Raw genomic sequence first — 22,484 nt, 5'->3', positions numbered from 1 at the left:
CCGCCGACTTGCAGTCTGCCATCCACCGCTCTCACCCCTTCAGTCTAAGAGCCTTTCAAGACACAAGCCGGCTTGCCGGCGATAGGGCCTCGACAGGAAAAATACCTTACAGATCCGCGTCTTCCACCACCCTCACCTTCCCCGCCTCCAACGCATACGCCGCATCCGCCAGGTCATTGCTGACTTTCTCCACCTTCAAGGTGCCGGTCACCCACAGCGGCGTGTAAATGTCGTCGATCTTCAACCCTTTCGGATACCGCACCAGCACCAGCTGGTTCGGTGGCGGCGGCGGTACATGGATGCACGCCCCTGGGTACGGCACCAGGAAAAACAGCGTGCTGTTGCCTTTGGCATCGCTCTCCAGCGGCACCGGATAACCACCCAGGCGGATCTGCCTGCCGTTCATGGCGGCCACGGTCTTGGTCGAGTACATCACCGCCGGCAGGCCTTTGCTCTGCTTCAACCCACCCTTGGCGGTGAAAGTGCCCAGGGCTTCCGGGGAGTTGTGGTCGATCTCGGGCATCTGCTCGAGCGCCTTCTGGTCCGACTTGGGCATCAGCTCCAGCCAGTCGGTCTCGGGCAGTTCGGCATGGGCCAGGGCGCTGGCCAGCAACAGGGGAATGAGGAATAACGCACGCATGAAGATGCTCGGCAACTCTGGATGAATTGCCGGGCATTCTAACGGGAATTCAGCGTTTCTTGATGAAGCCGTAGATCACCAGCAGGATGATCGCGCCGACCAGGGCTCCGAAGAAGCCCGCGGCCTGCCCGGCCTGGTAGATGCCCAGGGCTTGTCCGCCGTAGGTGGCGGCCAGGGAACCGGCGATGCCGAGGAGGATGGTCATGATCCAGCCCATGCTGTCGTCACCCGGTTTCAGGAAACGCGCCAGCAGGCCGACGATCAGGCCGATGAAGATGGTTCCAATGATGCCCATGGCAATCCCTCTGTGATGAACATGAAACATGCCAAAGCCTAGTCAGCGCTTTGGCATGCTGCCATCTCAGAGCGGCATTGCCCGGCAGAAGTTCGATCAGCCGGCGATCAACGCCTCTACTTCGGCAATCTTGGCCTTGAGGGTGGCCATGTCCTGGCAGCGCAGAGTGGCGTGGCCGACCTTGCGCCCGACCTTGAATGCCTTGCCGTAGTGGTGCAGGTGGCAGTCATCGATAGCGACCACCTTGTCCACCGCCGGCACTTCGCCGATGAAGTTGAGCATGGCGCTTTCGCCGACCTTCGCGGTCGAGCCCAGCGGCAGGCCGGCCACGGCGCGCAGGTGGTTCTCAAACTGGCTGCACTCGCTGCCTTCGATGGTCCAGTGCCCGGAGTTGTGCACACGCGGGGCGATTTCGTTGGCCTTCAGGCCACCGTCGACTTCGAAGAACTCGAAGGCCATTACACCGACGTAGTCGAGCTTCTGCAGCACGCGGCCAACGTAGTCTTCGGCCAAGGCCTGCAACGGGTGCGCCTCGCTGGCCACCGACAGGCGCAGGATGCCGCTGTCATGGGTGTTGTGCACCAGCGGGTAGAAGCGGGTTTCGCCGTCGCGGGCGCGCACGGCCACCAGCGACACTTCGCCGGTAAACGGCACGAAGCCTTCCAGCAGGCACGGCACGCTGCCCAGTTCGGCAAAAGTGTCGACCACGTCTTCGGGCTTGCGCAGGACCTTCTGGCCCTTGCCGTCGTAACCCAGGGTGCGGGTCTTGAGCACGGCCGGCAGGCCGATGCTGGCCACGGCGGCATCGAGGTCCGCTTGCGAGAGGATGTCGGCGAAGGCCGGGGTGGGAATACCCAGGTCGCGGAACATGCTCTTCTCGAACAGGCGGTCACGGGCGATGCGCAGGGCCTCGGCGCTCGGATAGACCGGGACGAACTGCGAGAGGAAGGCGACGGTCTCGGCCGGCACGCTTTCGAACTCAAAGGTCACCAGGTCGACTTCGTCGGCCAGCTGGCGCAGATGGTCCTGGTCACCGTAGTCGGCACGCAGGTGCTCGCCCAGCGGCGCGGCGCAGGCGTCCGGTGCCGGGTCGAGGAAGGCGAAGTTCATGCCCAGCGGAGTGCCCGCCAAGGCCAGCATGCGGCCCAGCTGGCCACCACCGATTACACCGATCTTCATGTGTTTCAGCCTCAAGCCTGACGCGGGTCTGGATTGTCCAGCACGGTGTCGGTCTGCTCGGTGCGGAACTGCTTGAGCGCCGCGTGGAACTGCGGGTGCTTGGCCCCGAGGATGCTCGCCGACAGCAAGGCTGCATTGATCGCGCCGGCCTTGCCGATGGCCAGGGTGGCGACCGGAACGCCAGCAGGCATCTGCACGATCGACAGCAGCGAATCGACACCCGACAGCATCGACGACTGCACCGGCACACCGAGCACCGGCAGGTGGGTCTTGGCGGCGCACATGCCCGGCAGATGGGCGGCGCCACCGGCACCGGCGATGATCACTTCGATGCCGCGGCCTTCGGCCTCATCGGCGTACTGGAACAGCAGGTCCGGGGTGCGGTGGGCGGAAACCACCTTCACTTCGTAGGGAATGCCGAGTTTTTCCAGCATATCGGCGGTGTGGCTAAGGGTGGACCAATCGGACTTGGAGCCCATGATCACGCCAACCAGTGCACTCATCGTCGAGCCTCTTCGCTTGTGCGCCCGCAGGCGCGTCAAAAAACAACAAGCCACGCGGGACGACCGGCGTGGCTTGTTTGCTGATCATGACCAGAATCTATCCGGTCGAGGGGCCGCGCAGTATAGCGTAACGCGAGGCAATCACGGCACCCCCGGCGACCAACTGTCGGCCTTATTTTTCGGGGGTTTGGCTGACTTTCGGGTCAACTGAACCGCCCTCCAGCTTGCGCCACAGCAAGCGCACGTTGGCCTTGCGCACCAAGGCACAGCGATACAGGCGGATTTCCAGTGGCACATGCCACTGGCTGCCACCGCAGATCGCCAGCTCGCCACGCTCCAGTTCACCGCGCATCGACAGTTTCGGGACCCAGGCGATGCCCATGCCTTCGAGCGCCATGCTCTTGAGACTGTCGGCCATGGCCGTTTCATAGACAGTGGTATAGCGCAGGTTGCGCTGGCGCAGCAGCAAGTTGACCGACCGGCCGAGGAAAGCGCCGGCGCTGTAGGCCAGCAACGGCACGCTGGCCTCCCCCTCCAGGTCGAACAGCGGCTTGCCGTCCGGGCCCACGGCACACACCGGGAGCATTTCGGTATTGCCCATATGCAGCGACGGGAAGATCTCGGCGTCCATCTGCAACGCCGCGTCCGGGTCGTAGAAGGCCAGCATCAGGTCGCAGCCGCCTTCGCGTAATGCATGCACCGCATCACCGACGTTGGTGGCGACCAGGCGCGTGGCGATGTTCAAGCCATCGTTGCGCAATTGCGCCACCCAGCGCGGGAAAAAGCCCGATGCCAAGGAGTGCGCGGCCGAGACCTGGATCACCTCGCCCTGGCCGCCTTCCAGATGATGTAAATGGCGAAGAACTTCGCTCAACTGGTCGACAACAGTGCGCGCAGTGACGAGAAACAGCTGCCCCGCCTCGGTCAGCTCGATGGGCGTGCGGGAACGATTCACCAAGGTCAGCCCAAGCGCCGCTTCCAGGCTGCGTATGCGTCGGCTGAACGCCGGCTGGGTAACGAACCGGCGCTCGGCCGCTTGCGAGAAACTGCGGGTCGAGGCCAGGGCACTGAAGTCCTCCAGCCATTTGCTTTCGAGGTTCATCGACTACTCCGCACCGCGTGCACCAAAATGGAACACGCTCGATTGTCAATCGGCGTCACATCAAACCGTATGCCGTTTGCGCATAGGTTAGCGTGCAACAGCATTGGCCGCAAAATCTGGGCAGCCCTAGCATTGGCGCCATTCCGGCAGGTGCCGGGTCAAAATCGAGATGATATCCATCATGTCCTCCGCTGCATCGTTCCGCGTCGAAAAAGATCTGCTTGGTACCCTTGAAGTCCCTGCCGATGCCTACTACGGCATCCAGACTCTGCGCGCTGCCAACAACTTCCACCTCTCCGGTGTTCCGCTGTCGCACTACCCGAAACTGGTAGTCGGCCTGGCGATGGTCAAGCAGGCAGCTGCTGACGCCAACCGTGAGCTGGGGCACCTGAGCGATGCCAAGCACGCCGCGATCAGCGCAGCCTGCGCACGACTGATCAAAGGCGACTACCACGAGCAGTTCGTGGTGGACATGATTCAAGGCGGTGCTGGTACTTCCACCAACATGAACGCCAACGAAGTCATCGCTAACATCGCGCTGGAGGCCATGGGTCACCAGAAGGGTGAGTACCAGTACCTGCACCCGAACAACGATGTGAACATGGCGCAGTCGACCAACGACGCCTACCCGACCGCGATCCGTCTGGGTCTGCTGCTGGGCCACGACGCCCTGCTGGCCAGCCTCGACAGCCTGATCCAGGCCTTCGCTGCTAAAGGTAAAGAGTTCGACCACGTACTGAAGATGGGCCGTACCCAGCTGCAGGACGCCGTGCCGATGACCCTGGGCCAGGAATTCCGCGCCTTCGCCACTACCATGACCGAAGACCTGCAGCGCCTGCGCTCGCTGGCTCCGGAACTGCTGACCGAAATCAACCTGGGCGGCACCGCCATCGGTACCGGCATCAACGCCGACCCGGGCTACCAGATGCTGGCCGTCCAGCGCCTGGCGATCATCAGCGGCCAGCCGCTGGTGCCGGCTGCCGACCTGATCGAAGCCACCTCCGACATGGGCGCCTTCGTGCTGTTCTCCGGCATGCTCAAGCGCACCGCGGTCAAGCTGTCGAAGATCTGCAACGACCTGCGCCTGCTGTCCAGCGGCCCACGCACCGGCATCAACGAGATCAACCTGCCGGCGCGCCAGCCAGGCAGCTCGATCATGCCAGGCAAGGTCAACCCGGTTATCCCTGAGGCCGTCAACCAAGTCGCCTTCGCCATCATGGGCAACGACCTGGCCCTGACCGTCGCCGCCGAAGGTGGCCAGCTGCAGCTGAACGTGATGGAACCGCTGATCGCCTACAAGATCTTCGACTCGATCCGCCTGCTGCAACGCGCCATGGACATGCTGCGCGAGCACTGCATCGTCGGCATCACCGCCAACGAACAGCGCTGCCGTGAACTGGTCGAGCACTCGATCGGCCTGGTCACCGCCCTGAACCCGTACATCGGCTACGAAAACGCCACCCGTATCGCCCGCGTTGCCTTGGAAACCGGCCGCGGCGTGCTGGAACTGGTGCGCGAAGAGAAGCTGCTGGACGAAGAGATGCTCAACGACATCCTGCGTCCGGAAAACATGATCGCTCCCCGTCTGGTTCCGCTGAAGGCGTAACCCAGGCCGCTGCAAACAGTCTCACCAGGTCGAGGGACTAGACACCTCTCAACCTTTCAAGGGCCCGAGCGCATGCTACGGGCCCTTTTTTTATGCACGGAACAGGCACCTGCTGAACGGCACACAACTTGCTCGGTAATGCTCCCCAGCTCAACGGGATGCCGAGCATGCTGCACAGCCACCTCACCACCCTCAACGCCGTTTCGCTGATCCTCCAGGTGTTCCAGGAAGACGGCGTGGACGCGCAGCACATGCTCGCCGGCAGCGGCATAGGCCCCGCAGACCTGGGCCACGCCGATGCGCGCATCACCACCCAGCAGGAACTGCAGGTCTGCGCCAACGCCGTGTCCAGGCGCCAGGACATCGGCCTGGAACTCGGCCGGCGCATGCACGTGTCGTGCTACGGCATGCTCGGTTACGCCCTGCTCTCCAGTGCCACTTTGGGTGACGCCCTGCGCCTGGCGCTAACCTTTCCGGCACTGCTGGGAACAGTTTTCCAGCTGCGCCTGGTGGACGATGGCCAGCGAGTGTGGCTCAGCGCCAGCGACCATTACGACGCGCCTGGGCTGGCCGCCTTCAATGCCGAATTCTGCCTGCTGTCGCTGAAAGTGATCTGCGACGACCTGCTCGGCCGCCAGCTACCGTTGCTGGCGGCCCGTTTCGAACACCCGCGCCCGAGCTATCACGCGCTCTATGACCCTGCATTCCAGTGCCCGCTCGGCTTCGACGCCAGCGACAATGCCTTCGCCTTCGAACGACGCTGGCTGGACATGCCCCTGCCCCTGGCCGACCCGATCACCCACAAGGCCATGGGCGAACGCTGCCGGCGTCTCAACCTGGAGTTCACTGGCCGCCAGGCTTGGCTTGGACGCATCCGCCAGCTGCTGCTGCGGCAACTGGATGCCGCGCCTGGGCTGGAAGGTTTGGCACGGCAGATGAACTGCTCGTCGCGCACACTGCGCCGGCATTTGCAGGCGCTGGGCAGCAGTTATCAACAGCTCCTCGACGAGCTGCGCTTCGAGCGGGCCAAGCAGTTGCTGGCCGAGGACCAGATGCCGATCTACCGCATTGCCGAAACATTGGGGTTCAGCGAGACCGCGAGCTTCCGGCATGCCTTCCAGCGCTGGAGCGGCGTGGCGCCCAGCCATTTTCGCGGTTGACCGCACCTACGCCGATTCGTGGGAGCGGGCTTGCCCCGCGATAGAGTCGGCACAGGTGATGGCCACATCTATCCCCTTTTGGCCATTCATGCCGTTCTCCCTTCATCAGGCCACCCAGCACAATCGGCCCACGCCAGTAATGATCCGGAGAACAACAACGTGCTGACGATCTATTCCGATGACCACCGCCTGCACCATGGCCGCTGCGAGCTCATCGACGGCAAGCTGATGCCCTGTTTCGAAATGCCGTCGCGCGCCGACCACGTCCTGGAGCGCGTCAAGCAGCGCAACCTCGGGCCCGTGCAGGGCCCCGTCGACTTCGGCCGCGCACCGCTGCAGCGCATCCACAGTGCCGACTACCTGGATTTCTTCGAAGGTGCCTGGGACCGTTGGGCCGCGCTTGGCCAGGAAGGTGACCTGCTGCCGTTCACCTGGCCAGCGCGCACCCTGCGCCAGGTCAAACCCAGCGGCCTGCACGGCGAGCTCGGTTACTACAGCTTCGACGCCGGCGCTCCGATCACCGCCGGCACCTGGCAGGCCGCCTACAGCGCCGCCCAGGTCGCCCTGACCGCCCAGGCCGCGATCCAGCAAGGCGCCCATGCCGCCTTCGCCCTGTGCCGGCCGCCAGGGCACCACGCCGCAGGCGAAGTGATGGGGGGTTACTGCTACCTCAACAACGCAGCCATTGCCGCCCAGGCCTTCATCGACCAAGGCCGGCGCAAGGTAGCCATCCTCGACGTCGACTATCACCACGGCAACGGTACGCAGGACATTTTCTACACCCGCAACGACGTGTTCTTCGCCTCGATCCACGGCGACCCGCAGGACGAGTTCCCGTTCTTCCTCGGCTACGCCGACGAGACCGGCGAAGGTGCCGGCGAGGGCTGCAACATCAACTACCCGCTGCCTGCCGGCAGCGACTGGGCAGCCTGGAGCGCAGCCCTGGAAGACGCCTGCCAGCGTATCGCCGCCTTCAATGCCGATGTGCTGGTGATCTCCCTTGGCGTGGATACCTTCAAGGACGACCCCATTTCCCAGTTCAAGCTCGACAGTCCCGACTACCTGGCGATGGGCAAGCGCATCGCCCAGCTGGGCAAGCCGACCTTGTTCGTGATGGAGGGCGGCTACGCTGTGGAGGAAATCGGCATCAACGCGGTCAATGTGCTGGAAGGCTTCCAGCAGGCCCAGCCAGGAGCGTGAACATGACCCGACTCAAATGTCTGCTCGCCCCGCTCATCGCCACCGGCCTGTTCGCCGGCGCACTCCAGGCACACGCCGAACAGAGCACCCTGCGGGTGTACAACTGGTTCGACTACATCACCCCGCAAACCCTGGTCGACTTCCAGAAGGACAGCGGGGTCAAGCTGATCTACGACATCTTCGACACCAACGAAGCACTGGAAGCCAAGCTGCTAACCGGCAACTCCGGCTATGACGTGGTGGTGCCGTCCAACGTGTTCCTCGCCAAGCAGATCGAGGCTGGGGTTTTCCAGCCCCTTGACCGCGGCAAGCTGCCCAACTGGCAGCATCTGGACCCGGCACTGATGAAACTGATCGAAGCCAACGACCCCGGCAACAAGTTTGCCGTGCCTTACATGTACGGCACGGTGCTGATCGGCTTCAACCCAGACAAAGTCAAGGCCGTGCTCGGCGACGACGCACCGGTGGACAGCTGGGACCTGATCTTCAAGGAAGAGAACATCGCCAAGCTCAAGCAATGCGGCGTGGCCCTACTTGATTCGCCGTCGGAGATCCTGCCGCTGGCGCTGTCGTACCTGGGGCTGGACCCCAACAGCGGCAAGCCGGCCGACTATCAAAAAGCCCAGGATCTGCTGCTGAAGATCCGCCCGCATGTAACCTACTTCCACTCGTCCAAGTACATGGCCGACATCGCCAATGGTGATATCTGTGTGGCGGTGGGCTACTCGGGCAGCTTCTCCCAGGCCGCGAATCGGGCTCGCGAAGCGAAGAACGGCGTGGTGGTGGACATGCGCCTGCCCAAGGAAGGCGCACCGATCTGGTTCGACATGCTGGCGATCCCCAAGAACGCGGCCAACCCTGAAGATGCCCACACATTCATCAACTACCTGTTGCGACCAGAAGTGATCGCGCCGATCAGCGACTTCGTCGGCTACCCGAACCCGAACAAGGATGCGACCGACAAGGTCAGCCCGGCGATCCGCAACAATCCAAACCTGTACCCGACGGCGGAGGCAATGGCCAAGTTGTACACGCTCAAGCCGTTGCCACGGGATGCCGAGCGGGCACGGACGCGTGCCTGGACCAAGATCAAGTCCGGCACCTGATGTTTTTGGGGCTGCTCTGCAGCCCATCGCCGGCAAGCCGGCTCCCACAAAGACATGTGCAATTCCTGTGGTAGCCGGCTTGCCGGCGATGGGTCGCAGAGCGGCCCCATTCAATCTCGCCAGGCCTTGCGCAGGCGCATCAAAGCCTGCGCAATCTCCCCTTCTGGCACTGCCGCGAATCCCAGTACTAGCCCTGCCCTCGTATCCGCAGGCTCCGCGCTGTCCTCCAGCCAGTAGCTGCTCAGCGGAGTGACCTCCACCCCCACCGCCTCCGCCCGCGCAACCAGCTCCTGCTCCCGCGCCAAGTTATCCACAGCTACCTTCACATGCAGCCCTGCTGCGACGTCCGGCATTGCCCCCAGCCCCGGTACCTCCACCGGCCAACCGGCCTTCAGCACATTCCTGCGGGCCAACGCCGCCCGGCGCATACGGCGGATATGTCGCTGGAAATGCCCTTGGGCCATGAACTGCGCCATGACACATTGCGTGCCGACTTCCGAGTGACGCACCGACAGCGCCTTGGCCTGGCTGAATGCCCGCACCAGGCGCCTGGGCAGCACCAGGTAACCCAGCCGCAAAGCCGGAAAGGCGATCTTGCCGAACGTTCCCACGTACAGCACCCGACCCTGCCGATCCAGTGCCGCCAGCGGCGCCAAAGGCGCACCGCTGTAGCGGTACTCGCCATCGTAATCGTCCTCGACGACCCAACCGTCCTGGCGCTCGGCCCAGGCCAGCAACGCCAGGCGCCTGGCCAGGCTCATGGTCACACCGGTAGGGTACTGGTGAGCCGGGGTCACGTAAGCCAGCCGGCAATCCGGCAGCTCGGCCAGGCGCGCACAGTCCATGCCCTCTTCATCTACCGGCACGCCCCTGACCCTTGCCCCCGCCAGTGCGAAGGCGTGCCCGGCAGCGCGGTAGCCCGGGTTTTCCACAGCCACCCCGTCACCAGGCTGCAACAGCAACTGTGCACAAAGGCTGATCGCCTGCTGCGCACCACTGGTGATCACAATTTGTTCAGCACTGCAGGAAAGCCCTCGCGACCGACGCAGATAGGTGGCGATCAATTCACGCAACGGCAGCTCCCCTGCCGGATCGCCATAACCGAGCTGCGCCGGATCGGGATTTCGCCAGAAACCCGCTTGCAGCTTGGCCCAGACCTCGAAAGGAAACAGGTCGAACGCTGGCAGACCAACCCTGAAAGCCCTCGGCGCGTCGCCTTTTGGCGGCGGCAAATGGTGCTTTTTCAGACGCAACAACGGCTCGCTGCACAGTGCAAAACTGGATAAATCCTCAGTATCAGACGCTTCAAATGTGGATAAGTCTGTTGATAACCCCAGGGATAACCCTGTGGACAGTTGTGTGGATAGTTTTCCTAGGCGGCTTACATAAGTGCCATCGCCTACCCGGCTTTCGATAAAGCCCTCGGCATACAACTGGTCATAGGCACGCACCACGCTGTTGCGCGACAACGCCAGCACCGCAGCAAGGTCACGGGTGGCCGGCAGCCGAGTGCCGCCTTCCAGGCGCCCATCCAGCACGCGCGCGCGCAAGGCCTGGTAGAGCTGCTGGCTGAGCCCGCGACGGCGATCCAGGACGATCCCTGCCGGATCGAAAGGCAACGCGTGGGTACGTTCGCTCATGGTATTGGACCTATCAAAACAGTCACGAATGGCTCTTACACAGAGCCAATAGCCTGCCTAGGATGAAGCCACAGCACAAGGAACACCGGCATGTACAACAGCAAACCGCATCAGGAACATGACCTTGCCCGCCTGCACCAGCACATGCAGCACACCCGCCTGGCAACGCTGATCAGCCACGGTGAGCACGGGCTGCTGGCCACCCATCTGCCCGTGCTGGTCGCCACCGGCGAGGGCGAATTCGGCACGGTCTACGGCCACCTCGCCCGGGCCAACCAGCAATGGCAGGATCTGGCACAAGGCGCTGAAGCCTTGCTGGTATTCCCCGGCGCCGACGCCTATGTCAGCCCCGGCTACTACCCGAGCAAGGCCGACAACCCCAAGGTGGTGCCCACCTGGAACTATATGGCGGTGCATGCCTGGGGCCCGGTGGAGGTGATCCACGAGCCGACACAATTGCTGGACATCGTCAGCCGCCTGACCGACCGCCATGAGCAAGGCCGCGCAGCACCGTGGAACGTCGCCGATGCTCCGGCTGACTACCTTGACGGCATGCTCCGCGCCATCGTCGGTATCCGCCTGCCGATCGCCCGCCTGCAGGGCGCACGCAAGCTCAGTCAGAACCGTTCGGCGCAAGATATCGCCGGGGTCCGCGAAGGCCTGGCCGCCAGCGCCGACCCTGTGGATAACCAACTCGCCGCGCACATGCGCGACCTCTGAAGGAAAAACCCCATGACAGCCATCACTCTGCGCCCGGTTCGCGCCGAAGACCATGCCGCCTGGCTGCCCTTGTGGCAGGCCTATCTGCGCTTCTACCAGACCGAACTGCCCGGCGCCGTCAACTCCAGCACCTGGCAACGCCTGCTCGATGCAGACGAGCCGACCCACTCGACGTTGGCCTGGGTCGACGGCAAGGCAGTGGGGATGGTCAACTTCATCTACCATCGTTCCAACTGGAGCATCGAGAACTCCTGCTACTTGCAGGACCTCTACGTGGACAGTGAAGTACGTGGCCTAGGCATCGGCCGGCAGCTCATCGAGCATGTCTACGCCACGGCCAAGGCCGCCGGCTGCATCAAGGTGCACTGGCTGACCCACGAGACCAACGCCACCGCCATCAGCTTGTACGAGCAGGTCGCCGAGCGCCCGGGCTTCATCCAATTCCGCAAAGCACTGTAGGCCGCACATGAACGACGCATTGAACTGGAAACCCGCCGGTACGCCCAAGGCCGAGCCCATCGAAGGCCGTTTCATCCGCCTGGAGAAGCTTGACCCGGCGCGCCATGGCAACGACCTTTGGGATGTACTGCAAGGTCCAGGTTCGGACCCGGTACTGTGGGACTACCTGCCCTACGGCCCATTCGCCGAACGCGCCAGCTTCGACCGCTGGCTGGAAGGCAACGCCGCCAGCCGCGACCCGCTGTTCTACAGTGTGATCGACCGCGCCAACGGTCAGGTTCAGGGCATCCTCAGCTACATGTCGATCGTCCCGGAACAGGGCCGCTTCGAGATCGGCCACATCGCCTTCGGCGCCGCCATGCAACGCACACCCAAGGGCACCGAGGCGGTTTACCTTTTGAGCAAGTTGGGCTTCGAGCTGGGCAATCGCCGGCTGGAATGGAAGTGCAACGACGCCAATGCCCGCTCCAAGCGCGCGGCCGAGCGCTTCGGTTTTGTGTTCGAGGGCGTGTTCCGCAACCACATGGTGGTCAAGGACCGTAATCGCGATACAACGTGGTATTCGATTACCGATACCGAATGGCCTACCGTGGCGGCGGGGTTCGAGCGTTGGTTGAGTGAGGAAAACCAGCAGCCTGAGGGACAAGTCCGCACGCTGGAAGCGTGCCGCGCGGGCTGATTTATCCAGGCAAAAAAAGGGGAGCATCCGCTCCCCAGAGGTTAACCGCTTGTAGATGAAGGCTTCTGTCAGCCTTCGATCTCGATCAGGATTTCGCCCGGGGTCACCCGGTCGCCCTTGGCCACGTGGATGGCCACGACCTTGCCGGCGATCGCCGCCTGCACTTCGGTCTCCATCTTCATCGCCTCGGTGATCAGCACCGCCTGGCCAGCCTTGACCACGTCGCCCTCCTTGACCAGCACATCGACGATGTTGCCCGGCATGCTGGTGCTGACGTGGCCCGGCGCGCTGGCCTGCTTGCGCTTGCTGCCGCCACCGCCGACGAATTCGTTGAGCGGCTCGAACACCACTTCTTCCGGCATGCCGTCGATGGACAGGTAGAAGTGGCGCTTGCCTTCGGCCTTCACGCCCACGCCGGTGATATCGACGCGGTAGGTTTCACCGTGGACATCGATGACGAACTCGGTCGGCACGCCTTCACCGCCCACCGCCCCCACCGCGCCGGCTTCCGGAATCGGCAGCAAGGCTTCTGGCTTGAGGGTCCCGGCTTCACGCTCCTCGAGGAACTTGCGGCCGATGTCGGGGAACATGGCGAAGGTCAGCACGTCCTCCTCGGAGTGCGCGAGGCTGCCGATGTCGGCGCGCAGCTTGGCCATCTCCGGCTTGAGCAGGTCGGCCGGGCGCACATCGATCACGTCCTCGCTGCCGATCGCCTGACGGCGCAGTTGCTCGTTGACCACACCGGGGGCTTTGCCGTAGCCGCCTTGCAGGTACAGCTTCACTTCGTTGGTGATGGTCTTGTAGCGCTCGCCGGCCAGCACGTTGAAGAACGCCTGGGTGCCGACGATCTGCGAGGTCGGGGTCACCAGCGGCGGGAAGCCGAGGTCTTCGCGCACCCGCGGAATCTCCGCCAGCACCTCGTTCATGCGGTTGAGCGCGCCCTGCTCCTTGAGCTGGTTGGCCAGGTTGGAAATCATCCCGCCCGGTACCTGGTTGACCTGCACGCGGGTGTCCACGGCGGTGAACTCGCTTTCGAACTGGTGGTACTTCTTGCGCACGGCGTAGAAGTACAAGCCGATCTCCTGCAGCAGCTCGAGGTCGAGGCCGGTGTCGAACTCGCTGCCCTTGAGCGCGGCGACCATCGATTCGGTACCTGGGTGGCTGGTGCCCCAGGCGAAGCTGGAGATCGCGGTGTCGATGTGGTCGACGCCGTTCTCGACGGCCTTGAGCTGGCACATCGCGGCCAGGCCGGCGGTGTCGTGGGAGTGGATGAACACCGGCAATGACTGCTCGGCTTTAAGTGCCTTGACCAACTCGCCGGTGGCGAACGGGGTCAACAGGCCAGCCATGTCCTTGATCGCCACCGAGTCGCAACCCATGGCTTCCATCTGCTTGGCCTGCTGCACGAAGGCATCGACGGTATGCACCGGGCTGGTGGTGTAGGCGATGGTGCCCTGCGCGTGCTTGCCAGCGGCTTTCACCGCCTCGATGGCCACGCGCAAGTTACGCACGTCATTCATGGCGTCGAAGATGCGGAACACGTCGATGCCATTGACCGCAGCCTTGGCCACGAAGGCCTTGACCACGTCGTCGCTGTAATGGCGGTAGCCCAGCAGGTTCTGCCCACGCAGGAGCATCTGCAGGCGGGTGTTGGGCAGCGCGGCACGCAGCTTGCGCAGGCGCTCCCACGGGTCTTCCTTGAGGAAGCGCACGCAGGCGTCGAAGGTGGCGCCGCCCCAGACTTCCAGCGACCAGTAGCCGACCTTGTCGAGCTTGTCGCAGATCGGCAGCATGTCTTCGGTGCGCATGCGGGTGGCCAGCAGGGACTGGTGGGCGTCACGCAGGATCGTGTCGGTAACAAAGATTTTCTTGGACATTATTCGGTTCCTCACAGGCCTGCGTGGGCGGCGATGGCGGCGGCGATGGCCAGGGCCAGCTCTTCGGGTTTGCGCTTGATCGAGTAGTTGGTCAGTTCAGGGTGGCTTTCGACGAAGCTGGTGTTGAACTGGCCGCTACGGAATTCGGGGTTGCGCAGGATTTCCTGGTAGTACGCGGCAGTGGTCTTGACCCCCTGCAGGCGCATGTCGTCCAGGGCCCGCAGGCCGCGATCCATGGCTTCTTCCCAGGTCAACGCCCAGACCACCAGTTTCAGGCACATGGAGTCGTAGAACGGGGGAATGGTGTAGCCGGTGTAGATCGCCGTGTCGGTACGCACACCCGGGCCGCCCGGGGCGTAATAGCGGGTGATCTTGCCGAAGCTGGGCAGGAAGTTGTTCTTCGGGTCCTCGGCGTTGATGCGAAACTGCAAGGCAAAGCCGCGGTGCTGGATATCTTCCTGCTTGATCGACAGCGGCAGGCCGGAGGCGATGCGGATCTGCTCGCGAACGATGTCGATGCCGGTGATTTCCTCGGTGATGGTGTGTTCGACCTGCACCCGGGTGTTCATCTCCATGAAGTACACCTCGCCATCAGCGAGCAGGAACTCCACGGTACCGGCGTTCTCGTAGTCCACCGCCTTGGCCGCGCGCACGGCCAGGTCGCCGATGTAGGCACGCTGCTCAGGGGTCAGCTGCGGGCTCGGGGCGATCTCGATGAGTTTCTGGTTGCGGCGCTGGATCGAGCAGTCGCGCTCGAACAGGTGCACCACGTTGCCGAAGCTGTCACCGAGAATCTGCGCCTCGATGTGCTTGGGATTGACGATGCACTTTTCCAGGAACACTTCCGCCGAGCCGAAGGCCTTGGTGGCCTCGGAAATTACCCGGGGGAAGTTCTGTTCCAGTTCCTCGCGGCTGTTGCAGCGGCGAATCCCGCGCCCGCCGCCACCGGAGGTGGCCTTGAGCATCACCGGGTAACCGATGCGATCGCCTTCCTGCAAGGCTTCATGAATATCGGCGACGTTGCCTTCGGTGCCGGGGGTGACCGGCACGCCGGCCGCGATCATGGTGCGGCGCGCTTCGGTCTTGTCACCCATGCGGCGAATGACATCGGCGGCCGGGCCGATGAACTTGATCCCGCGTTCGGCGCAGATCTCCGCCAGTTCGGCGTTTTCCGACAGGAAACCGTAGCCGGGATGCAAGGCATCGCAGCCGGTCTCGACAGCAAGGTTCACCAGCTTGCGCGGGTTCAGGTAGCCGGCCAGGGGCTCGGCACCGATGCTGTAGGCCTCGTCGGCGCGCTTGACGTGCAAGGCATGGCGGTCGGCGTCGGAGTAGATCGCCACGGAGCGAATGCCCATCTCGGCGCAGGCACGCACGATCCGTACTGCAATCTCACCCCGGTTGGCGATCAGGATTTTTGTTATCACTGGAGTCTTCCCAAAGCCGTAGGAACAGACGATCCGGTTCTACCGGTCGGCGCGTGACCAGACGTCGCTGGCCAGTCGCATATTCACCCTAGCGCTGAAGGTCGATAAACAAAAATCAATATTTGTTAGAGGCAGCATAAGCAAAAGCTTATAGTTGGGTAACAAGGTTTTGCCGGAGCACCGCAAAAAATGCGCAAGTCATTGATGCGTATGACTTTACGTCAATTGCAGATCTTCAACGAAGTGTGTGATTTGCGCTCCTACAGCCGGGCGGCCGAGGAGATGGCGCTGACGCAACCCGCCGTTAGTCTACAGATCCGCCAGCTCGAAGAGCTGGTTGGCCAGCCGCTGTTCGAGTATGTCGGCAAGAAGCTTTACCTGACCGAGGCCGCCGAAGCGCTGCAACGCGCCAGCCGGGATATCTTCGGGCGCCTGGAGAACCTCGACATGCAGCTGTCGGATATGCAGGGCTCACTGCAGGGGCAACTGAAACTGGCGATCGAATCCAGCGCCAAGTACTTCGTGCCACACCTGTTCGCCGCCTTCAAGCAGCGCCACCCGGAGGTCAATCTCACCCTGACGGTGGTCAACCGTGCCCAGGCGATCAGGCGCCTGTCGGACAACCGCGACGACCTGGTCATCATGTCCATGGTGCCCCAGGACATGGGCCTCGAGTTCCTGCCGTTCCTGAACAACCCGATCGTCGCCGTGGCACCGCCGCAACACCCGTTGTGCAAGCCGGACAGCCTGCGCCTGCAGGATCTCGAGCCGCACACCTTGCTGGTCCGTGAACAGGGTTCGGGCACCCGCAAGGCCTGCGAGGAGTTTTTCAAGGACAAGCGCGTGCATTTCACCCAGACCCTCGAGGTGGCCTCCACCGATGCCCAGCGCGAATGTGTGGTGGCCGGGCTGGGCATTGCCCTGCTGACCCGCCATGCGGTCAACATGGAACTGGCCACCGGCATGCTCAGGGAGTTACCTGTGGAAGAGCTGCCGTTGTACCGCAGCTGGTGCCTGGTGCAATCCCGGAGCAAGCGGCAATCGCCGGTGGCCCTGGCGTTCCAAGCATTCATTCGCAGCGAACGCGCAATGATCAGCGGGCTTGTTGAGCGTTTCTCGGGAAAGTTGCCGCCGATACCTGCCACACCGTGAGGTCCTGCAGGTCAGGGTAGTCGGCCAGTTCGCGCAGCAACTGGCGCTGGTCGCAATAGCATTCGATCGCGCGGCGGTACTCCATGCGGCGCTGATCCTTTTCCTGCTGCTTGCGAGCCTTGGCGTTGGGTTGGTACACACCGTCGTGATCACGTGCCATTGCCTGTCTCCCAGAAAGGATGCGGGGAGTTTCAGGGTGGGCCTTGGGGTTTACGGTTTAGTGGTGAAAGGGTGACAAAACCGTGAAGCTTGACGATAAGGCAACGTGGGAGCGGGCTTGCCCCCCGATGAGGCTATCGCGGGGCAAGCCCGCTCCCACGCCAGTCGCATGTCCGAACAGCGTGCAGGTCAGTCGTCAGTCGCCTTGATCGACTTGGGCGACAGGCGCAGGCTGCGCAAGCTGCGTTTCACGCTCTTCAGGTGGTTGACCAGGCTCGGCCCGCGGGCCATGGCCACGCCCATGGCCAGCACGTCGATCACCACCAGGTGGGCGATGCGCGAGGTCAGCGGCGTGTAGATCTCGGTGTCCTCGTGCACGTCGATGGCCAGGTTGACCGTCGACAGCTCGGCCAGCGGTGTCTGGCTCGGGCACAGGGTGATCAGGTTGGCACCGCTCTCGCGCACCAGGTTGGCGGTGATCAGCAGGTCCTTCGAGCGCCCCGACTGGGAAATGCACACCGCCACATCGCCCGGCTTGAGCGTGACAGCCGACATTGCCTGCATGTGCGGATCGGAGTAGGCCGCCGCGCTGAGCAGCAGGCGAAAGAACTTGTGCTGCGCATCCGCCGCGACCGCGCCCGAGGCACCAAAACCGTAGAACTCCACTCGCTGGGCCTGGGCCATGGCCGTCACCGCCTGCTGCAAGGCTTGCGGATCGAGGTGCTCGCGCACTTCCATCAAGGTATGCAGGGTGGTGTCGAAGATCTTCAGGCTGTAGTCGGCGACCGAGTCGTCTTCATGGATGGCGAACTGACCGAAGCTGGCACCGGCAGCCAGGCTTTGCGCCAGCTTGAGCTTGAGATCCTGGAAGCCCGAGCAACCGATCGCCCGGCAGAAGCGCACGATGGTCGGTTCGCTGATCCCCACGCTGTGCGCCAGGTCGGCCATCGAGCTGTGCATGACGGCAGCCGGATCGAGCAGCACATGGTCGGCCACTTTGAGTTCCGATTTGCGCAGCAGGTGCCGCGATTGGTCGATATGTTGCAACAGATTCACGGGCTGGACTCGGTTATGATCGGCGTGCCGGGATGTAGCTTTCTTGTAGTTATACTACATGCTTGCCAACCCGCCCAGCTAATCGAACGTGGAGAGTGGTGGTTTGACGATTCCTTGCGACATCCTGGTCTTCGGCGGCACGGGCGACCTGGCCCTGCACAAACTGCTCCCGGCGCTCTACCACCTGTATCGCGAAGCCCGCCTGCACACGGCCGTGCGGATTATCGCCCTGGCCCGACGCAACCTGCCGCGCACCGACTACGTCAAGCTCGCCGAGCGCCATTGCCGGGCGCAGGTCGCCCGCCAGGACTTCGACGAAGACGTCTGGCAGCGCTTTTCGGCGCGGCTCGACTACTTCCCCATGGACGCGGCGCAGAGCGCCGACTTCGGCCGCCTGGCCCGCTACCTGGGGGAGCCCGGCGGCCTGACGCGGATCTTCTACCTGGCCACCGCGCCCAAGCTGTTCGTGCCGATTGCCACTCACCTGCGCATCGCCGGCCTGGCCGACAGCGAAGCGCGCATCGTGCTGGAAAAGCCCATCGGCCACTCGCTGGAGTCGGCCACCGCGATCAACGAAGCGATCGGCGCGGTGTTCGACGAATCCCAGGTCTTTCGCATCGACCACTACCTGGGCAAGGAAACCGTGCAGAACCTCATGGCCCTGCGCTTTGCCAACGCCTTGCTCGAGCCGGTATGGCGCAACGGCCAGGTCGACCATGTGCAGATCAGCGTCTGTGAAACCCTCGGTGTGGAAAACCGTGGCGCCTACTACGACCGTGCCGGCGCCACCCGCGACATGCTGCAGAACCACCTGCTGCAACTGCTCTGCCTGGTGGCCATGGAGCCCCCCTCGGAGTTCGAGGCCGAGGCGGTACGCGACGAGAAGGTGAAGATCCTCCGCGCCCTCAAGCCCATCACCGGCCAGGACGTACAGGACAAGACCGTGCGCGGCCAGTACGGCGCCGGCAAGATCGGCGGCCAGGAAGTGCCGGCCTACTATTTCGAGAAGGACGTGGACAACGACAGCGACACCGAAACCTTCGTCGCGGTCCAGGCGCACATCGACAACTGGCGCTGGGCCGGCGTGCCGTTCTACCTGCGTACCGGCAAGCGCATGGCGCGGCGCTCCTCGCAGATCGTCATCCAGTTCAAACCCGTTCCGCACGAGCTGTTCAGCGGCGGCCAGGTCAACCAGCTGCTGATCCAGCTACAACCGGACGAGCACATCAGCCTGCGCATGATGACCAAGAGCCCAGGCAAGGGCATGCGCCTGGCGCCGGTCGAGCTGGACCTCAACCTGGCCCAGGCCTTCGCCCAGACCCGCCGCTGGGAGGCCTACGAACGGCTGTTGCTGGATGTACTCGAAGGCGATTCGACGTTGTTCATGCGCCGCGACGAGGTCGAAGCCGCCTGGGCCTGGATCGACCCGATCCTGCAGGGGTGGGAGGAGCATTTCCAGGCGCCGCGCCCTTACCCCGCCGGCAGCAATGGCCCGGAACAGGCCAACAGCCTGCTGGCGCGCCTGGGCCAGGCCTGGCACGCCTAGCCCAGGTCGGCGGTCGAACGCCCCAGCAGCGCCTTGAACGACGCGGCATCGACCGGCCGGCTGATCAGGTAGCCCTGCACCTCGTCACAGCCGTGCTCGCGCAGGAACTGCAGCTGCTCACGGGTTTCCACCCCTTCGGCCACCACCTTCAATTGCAGGCTCTGGGCCATGGCAATGATCGCCCGGGTGATGGCCGCGTCCTGCGTGCCTTCGAGCAGGCCGCGGATAAACGCCTGGTCGATCTTCACGTAATCGACCGGGAAACGCTTGAGGTAGCTCAGTGACGAATAACCGGTACCAAAATCGTCGATGGCCAGCTTCACCCCCAGCGCATGTAGCTGCTCGAAGGTGGCGATGATGTGCTCGACACTGTCCAGCAACTGGCTTTCGGTCAGTTCCAGCTCCAGTAGGTGCGGCGCCAGGCCGGATTCCTGCAGTACCTGACGCACCAGGCTGACCAGCTTGCCCTGGCGCAACTGGTACACCGACAGGTTGACCGAAACACGCACTTCCAGGCCCTGGCGCAGCCACTCGCAGGCTTGCCAGCAGGCCTGGCGCAGCACGAACTCGCCCATGGGCGCGATCAACCCAGTTTCCTCCGCCAGACCGATGAACTCGCTGGGTGGCACCATACCCCATTGCGGGTGCTGCCAGCGTACCAGGGCCTCGGCGGCGTGCAGCTGGCCGGTGCGCAGGCACAGCTTGGGCTGGTAGTAGACCAGCAGTTGGCCTTCGTCGATGGCCTTGCGCAACTGGTTCTCCAGTTGCAGGCGCTCCAAGGTGCTGGCACGCAGGCTCTCGGTATAGAACTGGAAGCTGTCGCCGCCCAGATGCTTGGCATGCTGCTTGGCCATGTCGGCTTGGCTGACCAGGGCATTGAGATCCAGGCTGGCGTCGGACAGCAAGCTGATGCCCACCGAGGCGCTGATCACCACCTCGTGCCCGCCCACACGCTGGGGCACGCGCAGTTTGTCCAGCAGCCGGGTGGTGACACGCACCAGGCTGGATAAGTTGGTATAGCCGTCAAACAGCACCGCGAACTCGTCGCCAGACAGGCGCGCCACGGTGTCGGCCTCGGGCACCGCGTTGGCCAGGCGCTGGGCCATCTTCTTGAGCAACTGGTCGGCCAGTTCATGGCCCAGGCTCTCGTTGAGCAGCTTGAAGCGGTCCAGGTCGACGTGCAGCAGCGCCAGGCTGCGGCCATTCAGGCGCATGCGCTGCGCCGCCTCGTGCAGGCGCAGGCGGAACAACGCACGGTTGGCCAGGCCGGTGAGGTCGTCGTAGTGCGCCAGATAGCGCAGGCGCTCCTCGGATTCGCGGCGCGCCGACAGGTCGGTGAAGAAGCCGACGATATTGACGATGCGCCCCCGCACATCGCTCACGCTGTTGAGCTGCAACCATTGGGGGTAGAGTTCGCCGCTCTTGCGCGCCTCGACCAACTCGCCCTGCCAACGGCCCTGCTGGTCCAGCGCCTGATCAATGGCCTGGCTGTGGCGCCGGGCGTCACGGCTGCAGGGCAGCTCCAGGGCGTTGCGGCCTATCAGCTCGGCGCGGCCGTAGCCGGTGACATCGCAGAAGGCCTGGTTGACCGCCAGCAGCTGGAAGTCGGCATCGAGAATGGCGATGCCCTCGCTGGCTGCCTCAAAAACCGTCGCGGCCAGACGTTGCTGCTCCTCCTGCTCCTTCTGTACGGTGATATCACGACGGGTGCCCAGCATGCGCAGGACCTTGCCCTGGGCATCGGATTCCACCGCCCGCCCACGGTCCTCGATCCAGCACCAGTGGCCCTGGGCATGGCGCACCCGGTACTCGACCCGGTAGTCCTCGGTACGCCCCTTGAGGTGTTCGACCAGCGTGCGCCGCAGCAGCGGCAGGTCATCGGGGTGCAGCCGCGGCTTGAGGTCGGCGCGCACCGAACGGACCTGCTCGGCGTCGAGGCCGAACAGGGCATGCAGTTGCGTGTGATGGACCTCGTCAGTCTCCAGGTTCCAATCCCACAGCCCCAGCTCGCTGGCCTGCAGGGCCAGGGCCAGGCGCTGCTCGCTCTTGCTCAGGGCCTGGTTGGCCAGGTCCAGTTCATGGCTGCGCTCGGCCACGCGCTGTTCAAGGCCGGCATGGGCCTGGCGCAGGTCGTCCTCGGCCTGGCGGCGCTGGGCGATTTCGGCGCTGAGCTTGCGGTTCAGCCCCTCGCTGTGGCGCTGGGCGCACTGCAGATGTTCGATCAGGGCCTGGTTCTGGAAGCGACGCAGCAAGCCACGCTCAATCAGGCGATTGACCTGCCAGGCCACCACCATCAGCGCCACCAGCAGGATCAGCCCCAGCCACCCCCAGCCACGCTGGTGCCCGGCGTCATAGACGAAGAGAAACGCGATGGGCGGCAGCAGGCACGGCACCGCGAAGCTGAGGAACGCCGGCAGGCTGACCGCGTAGGCGACACTGGCCGACAACGCCGCCGCCCCGAGCAAGCCGAACACCCAGGCCTGCTGCACGAAGTTGTCCGCCGGCGCCAGGGCTATCACCGCACTGGCCAAGGTCAGGCCGCTGAACGCAGAACCGAGCAGGAACATCCGCCGCCAGACTGGTTTGGCCTGACGAACCGGTGTCGCCGATTCGAAGGCCGCCACCTGGATCACCCTCAGCACCACCAGTGCCAGCAGCCAGGCCATCCACACGCCAACCAGCAGATAGCGCCCAGGGCCCCACAGCAGCCAGGCGCTGAGCAGGCCGTTGAGCAGCATGAACAACGTGGGCAGCAGAGAGCCCTGGTAAAGCAGGCGAGTACGCTCGATCGACAGTTGGGTGGCGAATTGCCTGCGAACGCTCCGTGTCGTCTCCGGCGATGCTCCGATCGCCATGCAATCCTGGGTCATATGGCTGGATTCTTTTGAGTTCTTGTTATGGCTGACCACAAATGTGCAGGGAGAATACACAAGCGTCGCGTCAGACCAAACTGCTCTACGTCATGATTTGGAAAATGT

The 22,484-nt window shown here is 63.7% G+C and carries 20 protein-coding genes; 9 read left to right on the top strand and 11 right to left on the bottom strand.

Annotation, left to right across the window (positions count from 1 at the left end):
* Window positions 1-106: 106 nt before the first annotated feature.
* From KHO27_RS22590 to KHO27_RS22570, 5 genes are all read right to left on the bottom strand, one after another.
* A complete protein-coding gene (locus tag KHO27_RS22590) occupies window positions 107-640 on the bottom strand; it encodes a DUF3299 domain-containing protein (protein WP_173862461.1) in 534 nt (177 codons plus the stop codon).
* A 49-nt stretch (window positions 641-689) separates the two neighbouring features.
* Window positions 690-935: a GlsB/YeaQ/YmgE family stress response membrane protein gene (locus KHO27_RS22585; RefSeq protein WP_023629866.1), complete on the bottom strand. Its 246-nt coding sequence runs from the start codon at window positions 933-935 to the stop codon at window positions 690-692.
* A gap of 96 nt (window positions 936-1,031) precedes the next feature.
* Complete coding sequence (locus KHO27_RS22580) at window positions 1,032-2,114, bottom strand: 5-(carboxyamino)imidazole ribonucleotide synthase (RefSeq protein WP_046857612.1); 1,083 nt, start codon at window positions 2,112-2,114, stop codon at window positions 1,032-1,034.
* Window positions 2,115-2,125: 11 nt separating this feature from the next.
* Entirely contained in the window at window positions 2,126-2,617 is a 492-nt protein-coding gene (purE, locus tag KHO27_RS22575) for a 5-(carboxyamino)imidazole ribonucleotide mutase (RefSeq protein WP_031314848.1), read from the bottom strand.
* Window positions 2,618-2,789: 172 nt separating this feature from the next.
* Window positions 2,790-3,719 (bottom strand): LysR substrate-binding domain-containing protein, encoded by a 930-nt coding sequence (locus KHO27_RS22570; protein WP_023629864.1) that lies wholly within the window; start codon window positions 3,717-3,719, stop codon window positions 2,790-2,792.
* A gap of 181 nt (window positions 3,720-3,900) precedes the next feature.
* Here KHO27_RS22570 and aspA point away from each other — a divergent pair, with 181 nt between their 5' ends.
* From aspA to KHO27_RS22550, 4 genes are all read left to right on the top strand, one after another.
* On the top strand, window positions 3,901-5,325 hold the full coding sequence (gene aspA / locus KHO27_RS22565) for an aspartate ammonia-lyase (protein WP_031314847.1): 1,425 nt from the start codon (window positions 3,901-3,903) through the stop codon (window positions 5,323-5,325).
* Between the two features lie 167 nt (window positions 5,326-5,492).
* Window positions 5,493-6,485: an AraC family transcriptional regulator gene (locus KHO27_RS22560; protein ID WP_110696814.1), complete on the top strand. Its 993-nt coding sequence runs from the start codon at window positions 5,493-5,495 to the stop codon at window positions 6,483-6,485.
* A 159-nt stretch (window positions 6,486-6,644) separates the two neighbouring features.
* Window positions 6,645-7,685 carry a histone deacetylase family protein gene (locus KHO27_RS22555; protein WP_111531903.1) on the top strand — a complete coding sequence of 347 codons (1,041 nt, stop codon included), beginning with the start codon at window positions 6,645-6,647 and terminating at the stop codon, window positions 7,683-7,685.
* Window positions 7,686-7,687: 2 nt separating this feature from the next.
* Window positions 7,688-8,791, top strand: a complete 1,104-nt coding sequence (locus KHO27_RS22550) for an extracellular solute-binding protein (protein WP_102684605.1) — start codon at window positions 7,688-7,690, stop codon at window positions 8,789-8,791.
* 110 nt (window positions 8,792-8,901) lie between these two features.
* Here KHO27_RS22550 and pdxR read toward each other — a convergent pair whose 3' ends face one another.
* Window positions 8,902-10,431, bottom strand: a complete 1,530-nt coding sequence (pdxR, locus tag KHO27_RS22545; RefSeq protein WP_214500799.1) for a MocR-like pyridoxine biosynthesis transcription factor PdxR — start codon at window positions 10,429-10,431, stop codon at window positions 8,902-8,904.
* 90 nt (window positions 10,432-10,521) lie between these two features.
* On the opposite strand from pdxR, the gene KHO27_RS22540 reads away from it, so the two are divergent.
* From KHO27_RS22540 to KHO27_RS22530, 3 genes are read left to right on the top strand one after another with little or no spacing between them, the layout of a single operon-like run.
* Window positions 10,522-11,151, top strand: a complete 630-nt coding sequence (locus KHO27_RS22540; RefSeq protein WP_110696821.1) for an FMN-binding negative transcriptional regulator — start codon at window positions 10,522-10,524, stop codon at window positions 11,149-11,151.
* A gap of 12 nt (window positions 11,152-11,163) precedes the next feature.
* Complete coding sequence (locus tag KHO27_RS22535; RefSeq protein WP_110696823.1) at window positions 11,164-11,610, top strand: GNAT family N-acetyltransferase; 447 nt, start codon at window positions 11,164-11,166, stop codon at window positions 11,608-11,610.
* A 7-nt stretch (window positions 11,611-11,617) separates the two neighbouring features.
* A complete protein-coding gene (locus KHO27_RS22530) occupies window positions 11,618-12,289 on the top strand; it encodes a GNAT family N-acetyltransferase (RefSeq protein ID WP_111531906.1) in 672 nt (223 codons plus the stop codon).
* 68 nt (window positions 12,290-12,357) lie between these two features.
* Here KHO27_RS22530 and oadA read toward each other — a convergent pair whose 3' ends face one another.
* Together oadA and KHO27_RS22520 are read right to left on the bottom strand one after the other, a co-directional pair.
* On the bottom strand, window positions 12,358-14,166 hold the full coding sequence (gene oadA / locus KHO27_RS22525; protein WP_102685427.1) for a sodium-extruding oxaloacetate decarboxylase subunit alpha: 1,809 nt from the start codon (window positions 14,164-14,166) through the stop codon (window positions 12,358-12,360).
* An 11-nt stretch (window positions 14,167-14,177) separates the two neighbouring features.
* Window positions 14,178-15,593, bottom strand: coding sequence for an acetyl-CoA carboxylase biotin carboxylase subunit (locus KHO27_RS22520; protein ID WP_023630199.1), 1,416 nt, complete (start codon window positions 15,591-15,593; stop codon window positions 14,178-14,180).
* A gap of 189 nt (window positions 15,594-15,782) precedes the next feature.
* On the opposite strand from KHO27_RS22520, the gene KHO27_RS22515 reads away from it, so the two are divergent.
* Window positions 15,783-16,745, top strand: coding sequence for a LysR family transcriptional regulator (locus KHO27_RS22515; protein ID WP_046857620.1), 963 nt, complete (start codon window positions 15,783-15,785; stop codon window positions 16,743-16,745).
* Here KHO27_RS22515 and KHO27_RS22510 read toward each other — a convergent pair.
* Entirely contained in the window at window positions 16,687-16,905 is a 219-nt protein-coding gene (locus KHO27_RS22510) for a PA3496 family putative envelope integrity protein (RefSeq protein WP_110696827.1), read from the bottom strand. The genes KHO27_RS22515 and KHO27_RS22510 overlap by 59 nt on opposite strands.
* Window positions 16,906-17,093: 188 nt before the next feature.
* Entirely contained in the window at window positions 17,094-17,960 is an 867-nt protein-coding gene (gene hexR / locus KHO27_RS22505) for a transcriptional regulator HexR (RefSeq protein ID WP_023630201.1), read from the bottom strand.
* A gap of 103 nt (window positions 17,961-18,063) precedes the next feature.
* On the opposite strand from hexR, the gene zwf reads away from it, so the two are divergent.
* Complete coding sequence (gene zwf, locus KHO27_RS22500; protein ID WP_102683416.1) at window positions 18,064-19,506, top strand: glucose-6-phosphate dehydrogenase; 1,443 nt, start codon at window positions 18,064-18,066, stop codon at window positions 19,504-19,506.
* Here zwf and KHO27_RS22495 read toward each other — a convergent pair.
* Window positions 19,503-22,361 (bottom strand): EAL domain-containing protein, encoded by a 2,859-nt coding sequence (locus KHO27_RS22495; protein WP_110697528.1) that lies wholly within the window; start codon window positions 22,359-22,361, stop codon window positions 19,503-19,505. The two genes, zwf and KHO27_RS22495, sit on opposite strands and share 4 nt — an antisense overlap.
* Window positions 22,362-22,484 lie beyond the last annotated feature (123 nt).

Origin of the sequence: Pseudomonas sp. RC3H12 (genome assembly GCF_018596375.1) — a bacterium.
Classification (GTDB): Bacteria; Pseudomonadota; Gammaproteobacteria; order Pseudomonadales; family Pseudomonadaceae; genus Aquipseudomonas.
This window is presented reverse-complemented; position numbering and strand designations above follow the sequence as displayed.